This is a genomic window from Pedobacter sp. GW460-11-11-14-TSB4, assembly GCF_059423705.1.
The window spans coordinates 29,003-50,190 of sequence record NZ_JBWKYI010000004.1; the positions used below are offsets into that span (position 1 = coordinate 29,003).

Genomic DNA, 21,188 nt, shown 5'->3' on the forward strand with positions numbered 1-21,188 from the left:
GGGTTTTATATAAAATTTGTTTTTTCTCTACTTTTTAAACACGCTCAGATTCCATTCGTCTGCCCAGTTTATCGAAATTTTATCGCCTTCAAATTTGATCGGCAACCATAAATAACGGCCATCGATGGCATTTTTGGGTTCCCATTTATCGGCCATAAAAATAAAGTCTCCTTTTTTACCCGGGGCAGGAAGCACATGTGTACTCTGACCGCCGTAGGTTAATTTAGCACCCTCGCCCTGACAAGGGTTCCCCATATAGGTCCAGGGACCCCAGATGGAATTTGATTTAAACCATCGTGCCGGATTTGGTGCCCAGCCTGTACAACCCGAACCAACCATGTAATAAACTCCGTTTTTCTTAAATAAGGCTGGTGCTTCTGTTTGTTGACCCACATAAATCCTGATAAATTTGCCAGTGTGGCCTAAATAATCGGGGGTTAATTCTGCTAAATGAAGCGTAAAATTCTCTTCTGAAGAAAATATGTGATAAGCTTTTCCGTCATCATCTACAAAAACAGTCATATCCCTGGCCATCTGGCCACCAGCTAAATCCCTACAGAAAAAACCATCGCTCTTATTTGCAGGTTTTTCGCAATTTACCTGATCCTTTTCAGGTGTTCCTTCAGCATAGAAAGGCATTTTACCTGGATTTGGGCGGTAACTTTTGATAAAAGTATATGGCCCTGTTGGGCGATCGGCCACTGCAACACCTGATCTTGCCGCTGCATAACCTTTACCCAAAAGCTCCAGGTGAAACCACATCACAAACTTTTTGGTTTTTTTGTTGTATACCACTTTTGGACGCTCCAGAATACAACCTTTAGCAATATCACTTTTCAGGTCTTCAGAAACCGGAAGCGCAATACCTTCATCTTTCCAATTGTATAAATCTTTTGAAGAATAACAATGTACACCTACCTGCGCTGTATTTCCTTTTTCGCCTTCAATTTTATGCTCTCCAAACCAATAATAGGTTCCTTTATATTCTACAATACCACCACCGTGTGCATTAATATGAACGCCTTTATTATCTTTCCAAATTTTACCCGGCGTAAAAGAAGTATAGGCCTGTTGTGCTGAAATGTTTCCGTTTAGCAACAAAACAAAGGCGATAAATCCTAAAACAAAACTGATTCTCTTATTCATCATGTTAATCAATAATTTTAATGTTTTAAAGATGGAATTTACATAACATCTTCTTAATTATTTAGTTATCTGATATTTAATTAATTAGTTATTTTAAACTTGCACTGTGATCATTTTCAAAATTTTCTCCGCTCCAGATTTTTTGCGCACTCCATTTCTCGGCAGGGTTTGCCCAAAAGGGATCCGTTTCTGACAGGCCCAATGGCAAAAAGATATTTGAAGCGATGTAAGGACTACCCTGGTTGTTATAAAAATCGCCCAGATTGGGTTGATCACCATATAAACCAATGGTTAACCAACCGTTTTTATAGGTACCAGGACTTTCTAAAGTTTTTTTGATGACGGCTGTTAAAGCGCAACGGACCTGTGCCGGACTTAACTGTTTTGGTAATGCCTTTCTCCAGGCCATATCGGCCAAATGATGAAATGCTGCACCACGGTAAATGATAGAACGACCAGTTGCAGGATAAGTGCCATCGGCATTGATTAATCGCTCCTGGATTACCGCATATCGTTCGTTCCGCTTTTTAATTTTATCGAACATTTCTTTATAACTGTTCGTTTTAGCACCAATGATATTGGCCAAAGTAGCCAGATAAGGGTGGATAACATAACTGTTGTAATAATCGAAAGCGAAGGATGTTCCATCGGTGTACATGCCATCCCCAGTATACCATTGCTCCATTTGTTGCAAGGCATAATCAACCCGCATGGGATCCCAGCTGTAACCAAATTTGGCCAGAAAAGCTTCGTTCATAGCAGAAAACAATAACCAGTTAGAAAAAACAGGTTTAAATCTTCTGGTGGTAATGATCGATTTCATCATCAGCTCCTGGTTTTTCTTATCCAGGTTTTCCCATAACCAGGGCGCACGAACCAGCGCCAATGCGACATAAGAAGCATCTACCAGTTGCTGCCCGCCGATATCGAAATTCATAAAATCATTGGCATTTGAATCCAATGCATTTTTTAACCCTTGAAGCGCCCATTCGCGATATTGTTTACGTAAAGCCACTTCTTCTGCAGAACCTCCTTCTAACTGTAACCATGGCGCAATACCACTTAAAACCCTGCCCAAAACCTCGACATATTGTACCTTAATGCGGTGCTCTTTATTATCAATATGGATAGAGGTAACCTTCGGCATTGCAATCCGCAGGCTATCTTTAGCCAGGTTATATAAAACAGGTTTCACCATCTTATCCATTTGCTGCAACCAGAACTGCCTGTCGGTTAAAACTGCGCTTTTGGTGTTTTTGGCTTTCTTTTGTGCAAATACAGTTCCGCCAATCAATGTGATGAGTAAAGCTGTAATGCAGATATTTCTTAATTTCATTAGTTTTAAAATTTAATTTTTATTCGATAAATAGCGGTACATTTCGCTTCCTGCCAATAAAAAGGCCCCTATACCAAAATTCGCAGTAGAATTTACATCAACCACCTGACCCGGAATGGCTTTCTCCCCTATCGGCTGTACATAACCTAGTTTACCGTTAGGTTGCAATGCGGTTCTGCTTAGGTATGTCCATGCTTTTTGTGCTGCAGGTAAGTAGGTTTTTTCTTTTAAATAGCCGTTGTTAATCCCCCACAATAAACCATAAGTAAAAAAGGATGTGCCACTGGTTTCAGGTCCCGGGGCGTGTTGCGCATCGAGGATGCTTCTGGTCCAATAGCCTTCTGCCTGCTGGCTTTTAACAATTGCTTTGGCCATATTCAGGTACTTGGTTAAATATTCATTGCGGTGCGGATCGTTAAGGGGCAGATCTTTCAACACTTTCGCCAAACCTGCAAATACCCAACCATCGCCCCTTGCCCAAAAATCTTTTTTACCATTGGCACTTTTATGTTTTGGATAAACGTATTTGGCATCGCGATAATAAAGTTTTTCCTTTTTATCGTACATAATACTGTTGGCATACCTAAAATATTCGTACAGTTTATCCAGGTATTTTTGATCGCCAGTTACCTTATAAAGTTTGGTCATCACTGGCATTACCATGTACAAGCCATCGGCCCACCACCAATAATCGCTGTTGGGTGTGCTCATTTCGTATTGCATCACCTCTTTTGCCCTTGCAATTTTATATTCTTCGGGTTTTAAGTGATAGAGATCGATATAGGTTTGAAAGCAGATTTGCCAATCGCCAAACAGCACATATTCATCTGTTTCGCCGTATTTATATTTCCATTTGGATTTATCGGTCGATTTTGCACCCATCCATTGGTTATAAACGGCCCAGTCTTCTGAATATTTACGGTAAGTTTCATTTCTGGTAATTCCGTAAAGTTCCATATTTCCGGTATGGTAAGCAGCATGATCCCAAAAAGCACGTACTTCGGGTTTATTGTTATTTTGCCAATAGGCATTTGCGCGGTTAAGCATTTCGAGCACTTCTTCTTTTGAGGTTGAAGTTTGTGCATTTAGCACAATGCTGCTAAAAAACAACCATAAAAAAAGTAACTGGTATAATCTTAATTTCATTAGTGTATGGGTTTAATGCCGTTTACTGTTGGTACTACAGGTTTAATGGTTCCATCTTCGTTAAATTCCATTTTATCGATGCAAACCTCTCGATTGTACCCTGCAGCTCTTCCCATCAAAATGCCTTTTGGCCTGCTAAAGCGATGGTAAACCATGTACCATTCGTCTTTTCCGTTAACTTTGATCACGCTGTTATGCCCTGTGCCGTAAATACCTTGTGTTACATCTTTGGCCAGAATCAGGTTATTTTCCGGAATGGTTATTTTACCCGTAGGTGAATCAGAAAAACCATAACGTACCCTATAATTTTCGCTCCGGGTATCATCTTCCGACCATAAGAAGTAATACTTTCCATTGCGATAAAAAACTTCTGTACCTTCTCTAAAACCGTTGTTTGGCGTAATGATTTTAATCGCAGTGGTATCAATCGAAACCATATCGTCATTTAATGGTGCAACCGCCATATAACCATTTCCCCAATAGAGATAACTTTTATGGGTTTGAGGATCGTTAAACACATCAGGATCAATCTCCTGACCACCTTTAATCCCTTTTGGTTTACCAGAAATTAAAGCCTTTCCACTGTCCTTAAACGGGCCCGCCGGATCATCAGCAACAGCAACTCCAATTTTCTGGGCCGCTGTAAAATAATAGAAATACTTGTACACACCATTAATCTTTTTTTCGATGATGGTTGGTGCCCAGGCATTCTTTTTTGCCCAGGAAACGTCTTTTTCAAGGTCTAATATTTTGCCTTCATCTTTCCAGTTCACCAGATCGGTAGATGAGAAACTTTTAAAATAGGTGCCGCTCCAATTCGTAAAACCATCACTGGTTGGATAGATGTAATATTTCGAAGTTTTATTGGAATATAAAATTTCAGGATCGGCATAATAACCTTTTAAAACAGGATTATTGGCTACGGAAACGTTTACCTCGTAGGTTTTAGCTTGCTGACCGGCAATGTATAGCTTAATTTTCACAGGACCTTTAGAAAAATCGAGTTTTCCTTTTGGTGTAATGCTGATTTGATTAAAGGTATTAAACTGCGGATCGAAAGCCTTTAAATCTGTCCCATAGTTTACAGGCAGATCAACTTTTTGGCTTACACTATCTAAAACCATATTATTTTGATTGATGGCCTTATTTTCTGGGCTAAGCAAAACAGACCCAACGCTATACCACTGATGGAGCAACCGGTTTAACTCTTGTTGATTTATTGGCAAAATAGTGCCGTGCCGAGGGTGAAAATCCATCGTGATATCCTGATCTACTACACTAAAATTTGCCAGATCTTTGCTTTTGGTAAACTGATAGCGGCCTTTCATGTACACATCGTACATCAGGATATATTCGTCACTCTGGTTCAGTTTAAAAACGCCTGCTCCTTCTACCGCTTCTTTGGTTTGCTGCAAATATTTATCCTGCAACACATAACCTGTTGTTAGCTGATCAGAAACCGCTTTTTTAATGCCATTACCATTACCTTCTGTTTTAAAGAACAGATTGTATTTTCCTTTATCGTAGATAATATCTCCATCAATACAAGAGCCATTGGTTGGACTAAAAAAGAGCTGCTTCGGAACGGTTTCCAGGTCCGTAAAATCAGCATTGGCGTAAGCATAATAAATTTTATCAGGATCATCGCCATGTTTCATCGACCAGTAAACCATGTATTTTTTGGCAATTTTATCATAAATGGTCTGCGGTGCCCAAACGCGGAGTAAATTTTCGTTATTTGGAAAACGTTTTTGAATATTAACCACTGACGATGTCCAATGGATCAAATCATTCGATTTCAACAATACCATGGCTCTGTTAGCATTCCATCCATTTGCCGAAACCATATCGGTAGCCACCATATAAAAGGTTTTGCCATCCTCACCACGCAAAATATGTGGATCGCGAACACCTCCGGTACTGCTGATCTTTTCAGAAGAAATAACCGGATTATTATTATTTAAGGCTTTGTAGTGGTAACCATCGGTGCTTACAGCAAAACGGATTGCTTCTTCTGCTTTAGCGTTTCCGGTAAAATAGGTAAATAAATAAGCTGTGTTTTCTTTGGATGCCCCGGTCGTTTTTTTGCTTTGTGCCTGTACCAGATTTACAGATACCATAAACAAAACAGCAAGCAGGGAAAATTTATATTTTACAATAGGATATTTCATTTCAACATTAATTCGTTATTTATTTTTCGGTTTCCAATCCAGGGCCTGCACAATTGTTGGTGCCTGGCTGGCCTTTCCTTCGCCATCTATCTGGGTAACATGCTGTAAAAACAGACTCAAAATCCCTTTACTTTTCCAAAGTTCGGTATCATAAGTGGGTTCCCAATCACCAACGCTTTTTTGAGTAAGGTCTTTAATCTTCCAGCTTCCTGTTCCAAGCTGATCATTCAAAGCAACGGAAACTTTGTTTCCCCGTTCAGTATCTCTGAACAACAACCCCGCAGCATATTGTTTTCCATTTGGCCACACGATAATCTGTGGCCTCGAAATCGGAATCTGTTTAGTACCCCCTCCACTTAAACTAAAAGCCGTTTTTCTAAAATTAAGGTTGCTGACTTCCCAATGGTTACCGGTTTTAAAAACCAGGTGATATTGTGGTATAGTTTCGTTCGCATCGCGCCAATAACCAGCTATAAATACGTTGCCCTTGGCATCAGCAAACATCGACGTTTGGTTAATCAGCTCACTTTTTTGCGGAATTTTAAGCGCATATTCGGCATTAGATGCCGTAATGGGCAGGCTATATTTTTCATTGGTAGATTTTAACCAGCTTAGTCCGCCATCCGTAGATTTAGCATAACATAAATCGTGGTTACTGGCTACATCAGGGCTTTCGCGCCACACCCACGATAAATGAATGGTTCCAGCCTGATCTACTGCCACCTGCCAATAGGCATTTCGCTGTCCTTCGCCATCAATCATCCCATCCTGTACACGCGTCCAATTTTTAGTCTTCAGGCTATAACGGTTGATCATCAGGTTTCCATTTCCGGAGCCCCCATCACGGTAAAAAAACAGAAGATCGCCATTCGCCAACTTATAAAATTCTGGATAGCTAACTTTATTTTCTTTTGCAGAAAGCATAGTTTCCTTGGTCCCTAAAGTTAGGGAACCTGCTGAAACCGATTTTGCATAATTTAAATTGTTGTTATGCTGACCCCAGGCCATATGGAGGAAACCATCGCCATCTATCATAATGCTAATTGATTTATGGGCATCGGTCGCATCACCTTTATAGGGGGTGGTAACTACTGTCCAGCGCGTTGAGCCAATTTTGCGTTTAGCCAATACCACATTTTGTTCCTGATCATAATAAGCGGCATATTGGCTATCTTTAAAACTGACCAAAGAATTTTTACGAAAAATAACAGCATTTACCGAGTTGTTTGCCCATCCGTTACTGGCAATGGTACTCCGTTGTGTTTCTTGTGCCGTACTCACCAGGCTGATGCCGATGAATGTACAGATTAGATATATACTTTTATTTAGCAATTGATACATTATACGGTTAGGCTGCTCAGTCTTTACATTTGGTGAAGCCGAAGTACCGAATTTTTTAAGCTTTACACAGGGGGCTAAATCATACTTTGCAGGGGGCGTTTTAAGATAAACAGCTTTAAAAGCCCAAAATAGCGTAACTTTTATGTAGTGGCATTAATATTATAGTATTTATGAAAACTTTTCCGGTGTTTCTTTATAAATTCTGATGGCGTTAATTTAAACAGTTTTTGAAACTGTTCTCTAAAGTATTTACTATCATTTATGCCTACCCTAAAAGCGGCTTCGTTAATATTCAGATTGGTATTGATTAACAATTCGGCAGCCTTTCTTAACCGGATAAACCGGATAAAACCATTTACAGACTGACCTGAAGTGGCTTTAATTCTTTTGTAAAGATTAGAATGGCTCATGCCCAGATCAGATGCCAGTATTTTTACGTTAAAACTATCTTCCATCAGATTTTCTTCAATAATCATAATGCATTTTTGAAGAAATCCTTTGTCCTCCTGTGATACTTTATGGGCATCACTCTTTAAGGTTATTTCATTGTAGAAATAAGACTGAAGATTGGTCCTGTTTTTAATAATGCTGTTAATTTTAGCTGTAAATAGCTCCCTATCGAAAGGTTTACTGATAAAATCGTAGGCACCAACTTCTATTCCTTTAAGTTTTACCTCAGGACTCGGGTCGCCGGTTAGCAGAATTACCGGAATATGGCTCAGGGCAGAATCGTCTTTAATGGCCTTACAGAGTTCGATACCATTAAGGCCATCCATGTTTACATCAGAGATCACAATATCAGGTAAATATTCTTTACAACGCTTTAATCCATCGGTACCGTTTTCGGCTTTATAAATTTTGAAGTTTTCCTGAAAAATGTGCCTGATGTAATCAATAATTTCAGGGTTATCATCAATCACTAGAATTGAGTGCAGATCTGAGATGAGCAATTGGAGGTTACCCACATGCTCTGTATCGTTATTTTCTGCTTCTTCCTCTTGCGCAATGAGCTCATTTACATAGGTTAATTCGTTTTGAAAAACACCGCTATGCTGCAAATTGGGTTCTCCTACCGGAATATCGATCAAAAATATGGTACCCATCCCCTGGTTAGAGCGGAACGAAATTTTCCCTTTATGTAATTCTACAAAGTTTTTGGCCAGGTAAAGCCCAATACCGAAACCCATCTTCAGCGATTCGTTCGACATTACCTTATAAAATTTATCGAACAACTTTTCGCCCACATGCGCCGGAATCCCCGGACCACTATCGCTCACCTCAATCTGCACGCGCATGCCAAGTGGTTTAACGCTAAATTTCACAAAACCGCCTTTTGGCGTAAACTTAAGTGCATTAGAAAGCAGGTTAAAAAAAACAATTTCGAGTTTATCTTTATCTGCATAAATATCCAGTTCTTCTTCTTCACACTCAAAAGTATAGTCGATGTGATTTTGTTTTGCCAGATAGTTAAAGCAGAGAAAAATTTCGTTCGTAAACTTGTACAGGTTGATCCTTACAATTTTCAAGGTATCATTTTCACTTTCCGTCTTTCTAAATAGCAATAACTGATCTACCAGGCTTAACAAACGCCTCGAATTGCGGTAAACTATATTTAAATCGTTCTTTTCTGGTCCCGGATCTTTTTTAAGGATAATATCTTTAATCGGATTAACAATTAAGGTTAAGGGCGTTCTCAGTTCATGTGAAATATTGGTAAAGAAATTCAGTTTTTTCTCATTCAGATCCTTTTCACGCTCCATTTTAAGGTTGGTAATTTCTACTTCATGTTTCAATCTTCTCTGGCGGTTGCGGTAAGTTTGAAAAAGGTAAAATATGGACGATCCGATAATAAGATAGATGGTATAGGCCCACCAGGTACGGTACCAGGGTGGTAAAATCCTAATCACTACAATTTTTTCATTGTTGCTCCAGGCGCCTTCAGTATCGGTACTTTTAATATGGAGCTTATATTCGCCTTCATTTAACCTGGAATAATAGGCCGTACTTAACTTGTTTACATAATTCCAGTCTCTGTCCCAGCCTTCCAGGTAGTAGGCATAAGAAATCTGATCCTGAAAGGAGAATTCTATTGCGGCATAATCGATAGAAATCACGGCATCACTAAACGGAATTTCTATGCGTGCCAAATTAATAACAGAGATATCGTTATAAGCTGAGTCCTGATCAAGCGGAATATTGTTGATCCTAAAATCGGTCAGCACCATTTTAGGTATGCGCTTATTTTTCTTAATGCTATCGGGCGAAAACAAGTTAAAGCCCCCAATCCCGCCAAATAAAAAATTACCGTTTGCGAGTTTTAATGCTGCGTTATAATTAAACTGATTGCTTTGTAAACCATCAGTAGCATAATAATTTTTAAAGCTATGGTGCCTAACATCAAATCTGGATAAGCCATTGTAGGTACTGCACCATAAATTACCTTGTGCATCCTGAAGGATATTGAGCACCGAATTACTTGGTAATCCATCACTTTGGATATACCGCTTTATTTTTTTGGTTTCCGGATCAAAAAGCAATAAACCTCCGCCTTCGGTGCCGATCCATATCTGGTGATTAAAATCTTCCTGAATGGCCCTAATGGCAAAGTTGATCTTCGTATAGTTATGTTTTTTGTTTACCGGATCGATTTCGATCAGTTCGGTATAGTTCCCTGCCCAAAGCCTGCCTTTCGAATCCTGAAATAAACTGTGAATATCCTTTAGTTTAGTATCAAAAAGTTCAAATTTATCGATGCTTTTATTGTAACGATACAATGCGCCACCTTTTGTGGTACCCACCCAGATATTTTGTTGTTTGTCTTGATAAAGTTTCCAGATATTAATATCGTCAACACCTTTAGAGGTATTATAACAGTTATAGTGGACAAATTTTCCAGTTGTTTTATTAAAACGATCTATCCCGCCGCTAAAACTGGCCACCCAGACATTGTGGTCTGCATCATTTAAAATACTGGTAACAAAATTACTGGTTAAAGAATTTGGATCACTGGTTTTTGCATAATTGGCAAAAGTATTTAGCTTTCGGTTCCAGACGCTTAAACCACCTCCATCAGTCCCGATCCAAATGTTTTTGTTTTCATCTTCGCTAAAAGAGAGCACAAAATTATTAATTAGAGAATTACTTTTTAGCGGGTCATGTTTAATGGTGGTAAACTGTTCATTTTCGGTATCAATGATATTTACCCCACCACGCAGGGTTGCAATCCACTTTCTCGATTCATGGTCTTCGTAAACCTGCGCAACAGAATTACTGCTGAGCAAACCTTTTTCTTTTCCTGCAGACAGGTAACTTGTTTTTTGCTTTTTGGTATCGTAAACAGCAACCCCGCCTCCATCTGTCGAAATCCAGAGTTTTTGTTGCCGATCTAACAACAAACCCATAATATTCTCATTGTTTAAGTGCTGGTTAAACTTGCTGATGCTAGCTTTTACTTTATCAAACTGAAAAAGTCCGCGTTCTGTTCCAAGCCAGAGCGTTTGCTTAGTATCTTTTGTAATACAAGTTACCGAGCTTAGGGCAGCAGTTACTAAACGAACTTTATTTTGGTCTTTATCATACTTACAAAGCCCCACATCCTTAATAAAAAGCCAGAGGGTTTGATCATCATCAATGTATAAAGCCTTTACTGTAAAGTCGAAATTTTTACCAAAAGGGATTCGTTCTGCCAGGCTGCTGTTCTTTTTGAGCATGAAAAGGCCTTTTTCTTCGGTAGCTACATAAACAGCTAAAGCCTGACTTATGGCAATGGAATTAATGGCATAACTTACCTCATTTTTACGTCCCTTGTCTAAATAAATCAGTTGATGAAACCTGGAATCGGCATAATCATAATAGGAAATTCCCTTTTGTGTACCTACCCAAACCCTGTTTTTCGCATCCCCATTCAGTACCGTAATGTGATTATTGACCAGTGAATGTTCATCTCCCCAACCATTTCTAAAAACCTTAAAATGATAACCATCGTAACGGTTTAATCCGTCATAGGTACCCATCCACATAAACCCAAAATGATCCAGGTATAAAGAGTTTACCACATTATTAGACAGGCCACTTTCTACACCCAAATATTTAAGGGGAATAGCTGTAGACTGGGCAAAACAAATGCCTGTACCCATCCATAAAAAAAATATGAAGCAAGCAGTTTTTTTTTGAATAAGGAGCATAGAAATAAACTTACCGTGGCATACCTGGTATGAAACGAATATACATATTTTCCTAAAAAATAAGCTAGCGCTCCTGGTTCGCTAAACAATAAGATTCTTTCTGTGCTGAAACACAGCACTATTGAGGTAATATCCGGGCTACTTTTTTCTTTTTCGCCTGTATTTTAACCACCTCATCATAGGGAACAACACCTGCAAATGCAGCCCAATTCTGGTATGCTTGAGTTAATTCTGCAACTTTGGCTGGCATTTTTGTAGCCAGATCATTTAATTCGGATCTATCCTTGCTTAAATCGTAAAGTTCCCATTTAACCGGCTGACCGGCGCTGTATTCGCTTACCAGTTTGAAGTTTCCTGATCTAACAGCGGCATTACCTTCGTGCTCCCAGAAAATTGGTTGCTGATGCACCGGCAATTCTTTGCCTTGTATTAATGGCAACAGGCTTTTTCCCTGAAGCGGAATAATTGGATTTCCTTTATACTGGCTAGGATATTTTGCCTGGGCCACATCAACAATCGTTGCCATAATATCGGGTAGAAAACCATACTGATCGGTAAAATGCCCTAATGAACTTTTAGGTATTGCTTTTGGCCAGTGTACAATCAGCGGCGTACTAATACCACCTTCATTTACCCAGTGTTTGTATTTTTTAAATGGTGTGTTAGAAGCATTGGCCCAGGATTGACCATAACTGAGCATATAGCCTAATTTAGTACCCAAATTTTGAGGTAAACCACCGCCAAGTTCACCACCTTCGGCACATGCACCATTATCAGAAAGGAAAAAGATTAAGGTATTATCTAACTCACCTGCGGCCTCAAGCGTTTTAATTACACGGCCAATGTTCTGGTCCATACGATCGATCTGTGCCGCATATAATGCCATACGATGATCCATTTCATCTTGCTTTTCAGGCGAAAGTTTATCCCAGTCTGCGCCATCATCCTCACTCAGTAGCGAATTACCGGTTATTACACCCAGCTTTTTCATGCGCTCATACCTTTCGCGCCGCAGGGCCTTCCAGCCATTTTTATATTTACCTCTGTATTTCTGAACATCGGCAGCTAATGCATTTAATGGCCAATGTGGACTGGTATAAGCCAGGTACATAAAGAAAGGGGCTTTACTTTCCTTTTTGTTTTCATCTAAAAACTTTATTGCATAATCGGTAAGTGCATCTGTAAGGTAAAAATTTTCGCCTTCTGGTGCTATTTTATGGTTCATGAGCATTAATCCGCGGCCACCAGATGGATTAAAATAATTTGTTGCACCTGCCAGTAAACCGTAATATTTATCGAAACCACGCTGCAAAGGCCATCTTTGTTCGCCATGGTAGCCTACATGCCATTTACCGCTCATTAAAGTTTGGTAGCCTTTTGTTTTTAACACTTCGCCGATGGTTACACATTTATTGTTTAAACTGCCCTGGTAACCAGGCAAGTTATAATTGAAACTTGTACTGTCTTCCGGATCGTTAGACATGTGCCCGATACCTGCCTGATGTGGATATAGCCCCGTTAATAATGACGCCCTGGTTGGGCAACACCTGGCGCTGTTGTAAAATTGCCTGAAACGGAGACCGCCCGCAGCAAGTTTATCCAAATTTGGTGTAGCGACCTCACTGCCATAACAACCTATATCGGCAAAGCCCATATCATCGGCCATTATCAATAAAATATTTGGTGCTTTTACCGGAGGAGATACTTTTGGTTTGGTACCACTAAAGAAAATTAGAAGAGCGAGACAACTAAAGATTGAAAAAAGATTATTCATGATCAGGTTTACAGTAAAACTTTATTAATTGACGATATAAAATCGAACTATTTAGGTTTAAATAACCAGCTTAATAGTCGAAATAGATTTAACTACCTGTAGATATTCCAGGTAAGAATAAATCCGTATTATTTCCCTTTACACAATAACTTGATTTTTGAATTTGAGACAAAAATCCTATTCAAAAATGCTATCTAAGCCTATTTTTGCTCTCTATGACACGTATTGATGCGATGACTCCAATCCAAAGATTGGAACAATTAAAGGTTGGCGATGTTATTTCCGATGCACTAGGTAGTTCTGGTGCCATTAAAAGTATTGAAGTTTTAAAAGGCAAAACTTTTTTAACCTACTATTTCAGAATCAAATCGGGCAAACTTATACTAGCCTTAAGGTAATAACTTGCAAAAAAAGCCTTTTCAAATCTATACAAAATAGATAGATTTAATATACATAAATTTCAAATATTCTTAATCTGCTGTTTTTGAGAATGATACATGGATTTTAAAAAGATTAAGAGGCGGGAATTTTAACGAATCAAACAGGCAACTCGATAAAAAAGATTGTGCCGCTAACGGGTTTGCGTTCAAACCAGATTTTGCCTCCATGGGCTTTAACAATTTGCCTGGATATCGCTAAACCAAGCCCGAAAGGTTGTTCTCCGGCCGTTCCAGGACGTCTGGCTTCTGTAAACATGTCGAAAATTTTATCTTCTATTTCAACAGGGATGCCAATCCCTTCATCTGCTACCCCTATTCTTAAGTAACCGGCACCTTCTTCCATTCTCACCTCAATTGTAGCCTCATTAGGACTAAATTTAATTGCATTGGTAATCAGGTTGCTGATAACCCTCCAAAGTTTTTCCCTACTGGCTAAGAGTATTACCGGTTTAACATGCAATATAAGATGTTGTCCTTTTGCTTCGATATTACTTTGCAACAGTGAAACACAATACCGCAACATTTCGGCTAAATCAATTGGTTGCTTGCTTAGCATTTCTGTTTTGAACTGCGTTTGCAGTAAATCGTTCACCAGTTCGAGCGAATCTTTACTTGAACTTTGAATTACCCTGAGCATTTTCTGGTCTCCATCCGAACGCCCTCTCTCTTCAATCATTAATGAGGTAATGGAATATATACCCGCAATTGGGCTGCGCAGATCGTGGGCTACAATTTTTAACATATTGGTATTATCGGCCTGACTTTGCTCCAGTGCATTAAGTGTTTCGCGCATCTGGTTGTTCTGATTGGCCATCTGCTCATTTAGCTTATGTATGCGTTTTAAATTTTTTCTGATCACAATGATCACTGCTAGGGCAAGTAAACAGGCAATAGCCGTTATAACCAATAAGGTATTTTGATATTTAGATCGCTCTACTAAAGCATCTATCTGTTGTTCTTTAAGTGCATAATCAAGATAATCTACACTGGATATGTTATTGATTTTATCCTGCTCCTCTTGCAATAAAATCAACTTGTGGCTATATATGGCTGCAGTGCTATTATCGCCTTTAAGGGTATAAAAATCGAATAATTTTCTGGCCAGTATCTTACTGTAAATTAGAAAGCCATTTTTATCAGCAATGGCAAGCCCTCTTTTATATTGGTTAACGGCTAATGTTTCATCCTTTGCCATTAACTGATCGCCCAGGTCTAAAAGCATGTCCATTGATACGTAATAGAGCTTTTGATTAATTGCGCTATCCAACGCCTTTTGAAGGAACGATATTCCCCGCTGAAATTCTCCGTTTGCAATGAACTCATCGGCAATAAGCTGATCAATGGCCAGTAAGGTTCTTTTGTCGTTATATTTTAAAGCAATGCCCTTCGCTTTGTTAATGCATTTTGCTTTATCCACAGCTTTAAACTTGTTCGGATAAATTAAAAGATAGTTGTAAATAACGAGCGACATGATGGAATCCTGTCTCAGCTCCTTACCTTTTTTAACAGCTACATTAAACCATTGTACTGCTCGCTGATCTTTATCAAATTCTTTGTAAACCATGGCAATATTCATGGTTGTTTGTACAACATTGATAGAATCTTTGATCTTGCTGTACACGGTATGGGCTTCGTTGTAATAACGTAGGGCAAGTTGCAGGTCGCCCTTAATGTCAAAAAAGACGCCTAGATTATTCAGCGCATCTGCTTTGCCTTTAGCATAATCGAGCCTGATTGCAATTTCACGGGCCCGGCGGGTATAATAAAAAGTGCTATCTACATTTTTCTCATACATCAACATTCCAAGTCTGTTCAATGCATCAACATATTTAAGACTATCGCCAATGGTTTTCATCGATATCTTTATTCGCGTTGTTTCGGATAACTGGGCAAAGCCAGCTAAACGCAAAAAAAGCAGCAAACAGATAAACAGAAAACCCTTTCTTATCATAAACGCTAATTAAATATGATCAATTTACTTGAGGTAAGTATAAGCATATTTTCAAATGTTTAACCTAATTTTAATAACCGGAAGTTTTTTTGAACAACAGTACGATTTAATGCTGACTAGGTTATTTAACATCAGAGTGCCCAAGGTTCATGTCTGGATTCACTTCATCACGAATAAGCTGTTTCAATTCTTTAATTTCAGGGAAACGCTGCATCTCTTTTCTATCAAAAATTAGTTTTTCACCAACCAAAATATTAAAAACACCAGATGTTTCACTTGGAATTAAGGTTACACCTTTTACCTCATCAACAAATGTGGTTAAAATCTCTTGAGCCATGTAAGCCGAACGTAGCATCCAGCCACATTTGGGGCAATAGGTAATGCTAACCAGTGGTTTCTCCATTTTTATTTTTTTTTACAAGGGTACAAAAAATATGGAGGGATGGAAAATTGATGAAGAAAAAAATGGATGATGGAATGTGCGGAAAACAGCGATAATGATATCTTTTGCCTGGTAGATCAGCATCAAATTGCTAAAGTTGTTCATGCCTTTTATGATCTGCTAAACCACACTGAACAAAATGAACTAAACAAGTTTGCCCTATTCTGGCGCAAGTCTTAGCGCCCGGAGCTTAAGTGGTGGCCCGACTTGTGTCCTGGTTAAACCAATTGATCAATACCAATCAATCCTTTCCCTTCTTCATAAGCTATAGCACTACTGTAGAAATAGTCTGAGGCATTTGCCACCAGCCCAGCCTCAACCGGTTTATTATGCAGGTAATTAATCCGTTCTGCAAAGATATTGAGGTGAGGATCTAATTCGATGAGATGATTATCCTGCCGTCAAAACTGGAAGTTTTTATTGTTGCTGTTTTGTTGCCCGGCTTTAGCAAACAAGTAAAGCATCCATTCTTTTCTGCTTTCGATCATGCTATCTTTTATTTCTTTTAAGATCCTAACTATTGAATACTTCTTTAAATCGCGCATCATGTTGGGCAATAAATATCCCTCCCTGCTACTCACCATTAAATGTACATGGTTGCTCATAATTACCCAGGCATGCAGGTTAAGGCCTTTTTCTTGTATAATAAGTTAAACTTTCCAGTTGCAGGTCTCTGTAAATAGTACGCGTAAAAACATCAATTCATCCCATAACTGCAAAAGAAACAAAGCATATTGCTGTTGAATCATGAAACTTATATTTTATGCTCATGATTAAAGATAAATGATTACAAGAGATAATAAGGCATTTAAAAGCACAAGTCATACAGCGCACCGCCTTGCCCACTAAGACTTGCGCTAGTAGTGGTTCAAGTTGAACCAGGTGAAAAAGAAAAAAATTAATTATTCAAAATTCGATGAAGGATTCTTGCAATATTATATGCATCATCCACTCCACGGTGGTGGGTACCTTTTAATGGGATATCCAACATTTTAAGTGCACCTGCCATTCCTTCCTCATGATCCAATTTATTTTTTAAGGCAAACAAAGTTTTAACATTAATGTGCGACGGACCAAAAGGAAAACCAACACCCATAGCAGCACATTGACGTTGAAACTGCTTTAAATCGTAAGCACCAAAACTTGCCCATACCCTTTTTTGAGATAAATATTCTTTTCTTAAGATAGAGCAGGCCTCTTTAAATGAAATACCATCTTTAACCACCATTTCTGGGGTAATGGTGGTTAATGCTGTGCAAAAGGAGCTAATTGTTGATCGTTCTGGTTTGATCAAGATCCCCCTGTTATCGGTTATCTCACCAGTTTGTATATCCAGTAAACAGACACCAATTTCTATAATATCGCTTTCCATACCTACTGGGTTTGCGCCTTCCCAACAGGTAGATTCGACATCGATGATTATAATTTTATCTAATATGTTTGGCATGATTTAAATATTTGGTGTATTGGGGATTAATGGCAATGCCCTATGATAATAAGGATGATCTTCCCATTTAAAAAGCGGTCTTATCAATAAATTATTTAATACGTTTTCATTATCACTTATCCTATAATTATCATCTTCAAAACCAGGCAAATTGACTTCAACTATTATTAAATCCTCTTTATAATAAAAACTTAATTGACCAAAATCAGGTAATCCATCTATATCAATATATTCATCATGTATCGTTAAATAAAATTTCTTTTCAATGGACTTTATTTGAGAACTATTAATATCTAAAAATTCTGTAGCAACTCTCCTATCCTGATTGTCAAATAGAGTCTTACCTTTTGATATAAGATCAGTTCCACCGTATGTTTCCCACTCTCTTAGTGTAAAGGTACCCACAGACTGAGTATTTAAATAAATTTCAGTCGATATCCAAATATTAGAAAACTCCAAAACAATAGCTTGTTTATCTTCGGTTGAGGACAAATAATAAGTCCCACTATCTAATTTTTTGTCATAATAGGAATCTATTCTTTTAACATTTCCATTCTCATATTGTAGTTTATCATAATCTCCTACATTTGGCAGCTGTTGAAGCGTCATATCTTCACCATAAAGATTCTTATATTTAATTGTTGTGCTCATATCAATTATATTTAAATGGCATGTAAGGTCCTAAATCTAATCTTGATCCTTTTAGAGTTATGGAAAAGTTAAGCCCTTCTATCCCAGTCAAACTTAGTTTTCCTTTCGCTCTCATATTAATCAAAATATCTAAATCTATTTTATCAAAAATCACATAACTAAAATTACCATTATCTCTTGCATACTTTATTTTTTTCAGCAAACTTTTTTTAATATCTCCTTTAAAAGTGTACCTAACAAAGATATTCCCCTCGCTGGCGCACGCGTGCCGCGTGTGCATTTCTATATCTCCTTTACAGTTCATCTAAATCTATCAACCCCCTACCTCCACTATAATCTATTGCACTGCTATATTTCCAATGCCAGGCCTCGTTAACAAAACCTGCTGTTACCGGATTATCATGCAGGTAATCTGCCTTTTGCTCAATAACTACCGTACTCCACAATTCTATGGGTTTATTGTTGTGTTGCCAAAATTGATATCCTTTAACGTTACTGCTTTTTAAGCCTGCCCGCTCAAACATCCAAAGCATCCATTCTTTTCTACTTTCCTGACTATTCTCTTTAATTGCCTTGACAATTTCTTTGGAAGTATATTCTTTTATCCTACCTAGTAGAATATCTGGATTATGATTTTTTGCACTAAATATTAAATGTATGTGACTTGGCATAATACACCAGCAATAAAGTTCTAAACCCAGATTTTGCTTACAGTAAATTAAGCTATCAACCATAATATCGCAATATATCGGTCTAACAAATACATCTATCCAATGTACTGTTGCAAAACTTACAAAGTATAATCCTCCTTTATTATAAAATTTATATTTACGGCTCATTTCTTTAGGTTTTTCACATGTGACACACCTGTGCCAGTAAAAGTTTTTACGCTTTATTTTTTATAAAAATACAGGATGAATTAACCATTTTAGCTGGGTAGCTGGCCAGATAATGGTTTTATTTATAGAGATGATTGTAATTTACAATATAAGAAAATGACCGAAAATAAAATTGTACTTTCTTAAATATTTTGGTGGGCTTGAGTATCGATTGTAAATAACTTTACTCGTAAAGGATTTCCTTTTGCTATACTCCTATTTAAGAGACCAATGAAATTACGACCTCTTAAATAAACGAGTGTGTGAATTGCTTAATTATGTTGCACACGCGGCACGCGTGCGCTAGCGAGGGATATTTAGCCACTTAATATCTGTACAAATATCTTAAATCAAAAAGACCGCGGCAATAGCGGTCTTTTAAGATGTTATAGCTTTTATTTTCACACGCGGCACGCGTGCGCTAGCGAGGCTTCATTACTTCTCATTATCAATTATTTATTTCCATTTTATATTCATATCGTAATTAGTTGACAACCATGTTCCTTGAAGCATCTGTATCAGTGCATTAAAAACACGAATCAGCTCATTTACCGGAAATTTCTTATCGAGATCCATTTTCCAAAGCTCATCTTCGGATGGTATAGCTTGCAGCTCTTCTACACTAATATAATTCCCTCTGGTTTGCAAATCAATAATGATATTTTGTAGAAGTTGTGTCATATTATTTTCTTCATCCATACCAATTAACCTATCATCCCATCTAAGAACAATATAACCATTTCTCCAACCATTTATTTTAGCCTCGCAATCCGCTAATAAAATATCTTTATTGACAAATGTATATTTTGCTTTTTTGAGTTCTTGATAAATAAATTGAAAGATCAATTTAGCATATGTTTCATGAATATAAAACCCTTTGCTCCCCTTATAACCTAAGAATGTAGTTGCCATGTGTCAATAATTTAATTTCAATAGATAAGTTGTATTATTATACTGAGGAAAATTTGTTTGTATATATAAATCGACCTCATCTTTCAAATATGAAGAATTTTGCCCTATTCCTATTGAAATTTCGTCCATATATTTATAATCAATCACCACAATATCCAGTGGTGGCTTCCCAGCTACTGGATCAGATATTTTCGCAAAATGTCTAGTTATTGCCTCATTAAAATCCATAAAACTATCAGTAAATCTAAGCTTCCATGGGGTCTCTGTAAAACGACGCGTAAAAACATCAATTCATCCCATAACTGCAAAAGAAACAAAGCATATTGCTGTTGAATCATGAAACTTATATTTTATGCTCATGATTAAAGATAAATGATTACAAGAGATAATAAGGCTTTATTTAAAAGCACAAGTCAACCCAATACACCATCTTGCTCACTAAGACTTGAGCTAGTGAGGGTACTCCATATAGTTAATAGATATTTAGCCACCTAGTATCTGTATAAATATCTTTAAAAATCAAAAAGACCGCGGCAATGGCGATCTTTTAAAAATGTTGTGTTTTTTATTTTCACACTCGGCACGCATGTGTTAGCGAGGGGAGTATTTATACCCAATTATTTTTCACCGAGGTACCTCATAAGCTAGCAAGATGTAAGTACAGAAGTCAACCTTTGGCCTTAATATTCATTTGAATGAAATACACATCAAAAATAGAATCATACCAAATGCCTAAAATGGATTTCTACCCTGTTTTTGCCTATCAATTCTATGGTTTATCAACTCAGAAAGAGACTTTACAGAAACTGAATGAATCCAATCTGGGAAATTAACGCCTCCACCAGAATAAAGTCCTTCGTAAACAGGGGGATCTTCGCCCTCGTCTAAATAAATAAAAAGAAATTGATCACCTTGATTATAAACATCAACAGCGTAAAATGGTCTAGAGATAACTCTGCTACGAGAAGTCATACGATCTCTAACATAATCCTGCATTTCTTGTTGGCTATCAAAGGTTCCAAAATCCATAACATAACAAAATGCTCCAGCCAAAAATAATAGTTCCTTTAATACTTTAGGAAAAGGATTGCCATTATTATACAATTGTTCTAATGTTGCTATTTCCTGTAAGGAAATAGGCTCAATCGTTAATTTGTCTTCAATTTCATTTGGATAAGCATCCGGATTATCTCTTAAATAACCTAAATATTTTATTTCCATAATATTACGGTTTTCTTAAATATATTTTCATTCCTGAGCTATTCATGGCCCAAGGACTTGAAACAATTTTAATATTTATTGTTTTACCAGATTGATTTGCTAACTCTTTAAGCGCGACCCGGTAGTCGAATCATGAAACTTATATTTT

The 21,188-nt window shown here is 37.7% G+C and carries 17 protein-coding genes; 1 reads left to right on the forward strand and 16 read right to left on the reverse strand.

The annotated features are described in order from the left end of the window. Positions 1-27: 27 nt before the first annotated feature. The 7 genes from AC07YT_RS05810 to AC07YT_RS05840 all read right to left on the reverse strand — a co-directional run bounded on the left by AC07YT_RS05810 (position 28) and on the right by AC07YT_RS05840 (position 13,098). Positions 28-1,149, reverse strand: coding sequence for a glycoside hydrolase family 43 protein (locus AC07YT_RS05810; RefSeq protein WP_494945212.1), 1,122 nt, complete (start codon positions 1,147-1,149; stop codon positions 28-30). An 85-nt stretch (positions 1,150-1,234) separates the two neighbouring features. Then, positions 1,235-2,482: a DUF2264 domain-containing protein gene (locus AC07YT_RS05815; protein WP_086545713.1), complete on the reverse strand. Its 1,248-nt coding sequence runs from the start codon at positions 2,480-2,482 to the stop codon at positions 1,235-1,237. A 12-nt stretch (positions 2,483-2,494) separates the two neighbouring features. Beyond that, positions 2,495-3,628: a glycoside hydrolase family 88/105 protein gene (locus AC07YT_RS05820; protein ID WP_086545712.1), complete on the reverse strand. Its 1,134-nt coding sequence runs from the start codon at positions 3,626-3,628 to the stop codon at positions 2,495-2,497. Then, positions 3,628-5,799, reverse strand: coding sequence for a glycoside hydrolase family 43 protein (locus AC07YT_RS05825; protein WP_494945213.1), 2,172 nt, complete (start codon positions 5,797-5,799; stop codon positions 3,628-3,630). Before AC07YT_RS05825 ends, AC07YT_RS05820 begins: the two co-directional genes overlap by 1 nt. Before the next feature lie 15 nt (positions 5,800-5,814). Continuing rightward, complete coding sequence (locus tag AC07YT_RS05830) at positions 5,815-7,140, reverse strand: BNR repeat-containing protein (protein ID WP_086545711.1); 1,326 nt, start codon at positions 7,138-7,140, stop codon at positions 5,815-5,817. 140 nt (positions 7,141-7,280) lie between these two features. Next, positions 7,281-11,276, reverse strand: a complete 3,996-nt coding sequence (locus tag AC07YT_RS05835; RefSeq protein ID WP_494945214.1) for a two-component regulator propeller domain-containing protein — start codon at positions 11,274-11,276, stop codon at positions 7,281-7,283. A gap of 166 nt (positions 11,277-11,442) precedes the next feature. Further along, positions 11,443-13,098 carry an arylsulfatase gene (locus tag AC07YT_RS05840; protein WP_086545709.1) on the reverse strand — a complete coding sequence of 552 codons (1,656 nt, stop codon included), beginning with the start codon at positions 13,096-13,098 and terminating at the stop codon, positions 11,443-11,445. A 215-nt stretch (positions 13,099-13,313) separates the two neighbouring features. Between AC07YT_RS05840 and AC07YT_RS05845 the strand changes: the two genes are divergently transcribed. Continuing rightward, entirely contained in the window at positions 13,314-13,496 is a 183-nt protein-coding gene (locus tag AC07YT_RS05845; RefSeq protein WP_086545708.1) for a hypothetical protein, read from the forward strand. 139 nt (positions 13,497-13,635) lie between these two features. Here AC07YT_RS05845 and AC07YT_RS05850 read toward each other — a convergent pair whose 3' ends face one another. From AC07YT_RS05850 to AC07YT_RS05890, 9 genes are all read right to left on the reverse strand, one after another. After that, the gene (locus AC07YT_RS05850; RefSeq protein ID WP_086545707.1) at positions 13,636-15,489 is read right to left on the reverse strand and encodes a tetratricopeptide repeat-containing sensor histidine kinase; all 1,854 of its coding nucleotides are present in this window, start codon (positions 15,487-15,489) and stop codon (positions 13,636-13,638) included. Between the two features lie 121 nt (positions 15,490-15,610). Further along, complete coding sequence (locus AC07YT_RS05855) at positions 15,611-15,892, reverse strand: Rdx family protein (RefSeq protein ID WP_086545706.1); 282 nt, start codon at positions 15,890-15,892, stop codon at positions 15,611-15,613. Positions 15,893-16,332: 440 nt separating this feature from the next. Further along, entirely contained in the window at positions 16,333-16,578 is a 246-nt protein-coding gene (locus AC07YT_RS05860) for a transposase (RefSeq protein WP_494945244.1), read from the reverse strand. Positions 16,579-16,829: 251 nt separating this feature from the next. Further along, positions 16,830-17,378, reverse strand: a complete 549-nt coding sequence (locus AC07YT_RS05865; RefSeq protein WP_086545704.1) for a 3'-5' exonuclease — start codon at positions 17,376-17,378, stop codon at positions 16,830-16,832. 3 nt (positions 17,379-17,381) lie between these two features. Then, on the reverse strand, positions 17,382-18,029 hold the full coding sequence (locus tag AC07YT_RS05870) for a hypothetical protein (RefSeq protein ID WP_086545703.1): 648 nt from the start codon (positions 18,027-18,029) through the stop codon (positions 17,382-17,384). Positions 18,030-18,322: 293 nt separating this feature from the next. Continuing rightward, positions 18,323-18,868 carry an REP-associated tyrosine transposase gene (locus AC07YT_RS05875; RefSeq protein WP_086545701.1) on the reverse strand — a complete coding sequence of 182 codons (546 nt, stop codon included), beginning with the start codon at positions 18,866-18,868 and terminating at the stop codon, positions 18,323-18,325. Positions 18,869-19,363: 495 nt separating this feature from the next. After that, complete coding sequence (locus AC07YT_RS05880; protein WP_086545700.1) at positions 19,364-19,819, reverse strand: hypothetical protein; 456 nt, start codon at positions 19,817-19,819, stop codon at positions 19,364-19,366. A gap of 3 nt (positions 19,820-19,822) precedes the next feature. Next, entirely contained in the window at positions 19,823-20,047 is a 225-nt protein-coding gene (locus AC07YT_RS05885; protein ID WP_086545699.1) for a hypothetical protein, read from the reverse strand. Between the two features lie 504 nt (positions 20,048-20,551). After that, the gene (locus AC07YT_RS05890) at positions 20,552-21,040 is read right to left on the reverse strand and encodes an SMI1/KNR4 family protein (protein WP_086545698.1); all 489 of its coding nucleotides are present in this window, start codon (positions 21,038-21,040) and stop codon (positions 20,552-20,554) included. Between the last annotated feature and the right edge of the window lie 148 nt (positions 21,041-21,188).

Bases quoted from the DNA above. Each gene is read 5' to 3' on its own strand.
- AC07YT_RS05870 (WP_086545703.1), bottom strand. From the start codon at position 18,029: ATGAGCACAACAATTAAATATAAGAATCTTTATGGTGAAGATATGACG.
- AC07YT_RS05810 (WP_494945212.1), bottom strand. From the start codon at position 1,149: ATGATGAATAAGAGAATCAGTTTTGTTTTAGGATTTATCGCCTTTGTT.
- AC07YT_RS05820 (WP_086545712.1), bottom strand. From the start codon at position 3,628: ATGAAATTAAGATTATACCAGTTACTTTTTTTATGGTTGTTTTTTAGC.
- AC07YT_RS05830 (WP_086545711.1), bottom strand. From the start codon at position 7,140: ATGTATCAATTGCTAAATAAAAGTATATATCTAATCTGTACATTCATC.
- AC07YT_RS05825 (WP_494945213.1), bottom strand. From the start codon at position 5,799: ATGAAATATCCTATTGTAAAATATAAATTTTCCCTGCTTGCTGTTTTG.
- AC07YT_RS05865 (WP_086545704.1), bottom strand. From the start codon at position 17,378: ATGCCAAACATATTAGATAAAATTATAATCATCGATGTCGAATCTACC.
- AC07YT_RS05880 (WP_086545700.1), bottom strand. From the start codon at position 19,819: ATGGCAACTACATTCTTAGGTTATAAGGGGAGCAAAGGGTTTTATATT.
- AC07YT_RS05890 (WP_086545698.1), bottom strand. From the start codon at position 21,040: ATGGAAATAAAATATTTAGGTTATTTAAGAGATAATCCGGATGCTTAT.
- AC07YT_RS05855 (WP_086545706.1), bottom strand. From the start codon at position 15,892: ATGGAGAAACCACTGGTTAGCATTACCTATTGCCCCAAATGTGGCTGG.
- AC07YT_RS05885 (WP_086545699.1), bottom strand. From the start codon at position 20,047: ATGGATTTTAATGAGGCAATAACTAGACATTTTGCGAAAATATCTGAT.
- AC07YT_RS05835 (WP_494945214.1), bottom strand. From the start codon at position 11,276: ATGGGTACAGGCATTTGTTTTGCCCAGTCTACAGCTATTCCCCTTAAA.
- AC07YT_RS05840 (WP_086545709.1), bottom strand. From the start codon at position 13,098: ATGAATAATCTTTTTTCAATCTTTAGTTGTCTCGCTCTTCTAATTTTC.
- AC07YT_RS05875 (WP_086545701.1), bottom strand. From the start codon at position 18,868: ATGAGCCGTAAATATAAATTTTATAATAAAGGAGGATTATACTTTGTA.
- AC07YT_RS05850 (WP_086545707.1), bottom strand. From the start codon at position 15,489: ATGATAAGAAAGGGTTTTCTGTTTATCTGTTTGCTGCTTTTTTTGCGT.
- AC07YT_RS05815 (WP_086545713.1), bottom strand. From the start codon at position 2,482: ATGAAATTAAGAAATATCTGCATTACAGCTTTACTCATCACATTGATT.
- AC07YT_RS05845 (WP_086545708.1), top strand. From the start codon at position 13,314: ATGACACGTATTGATGCGATGACTCCAATCCAAAGATTGGAACAATTA.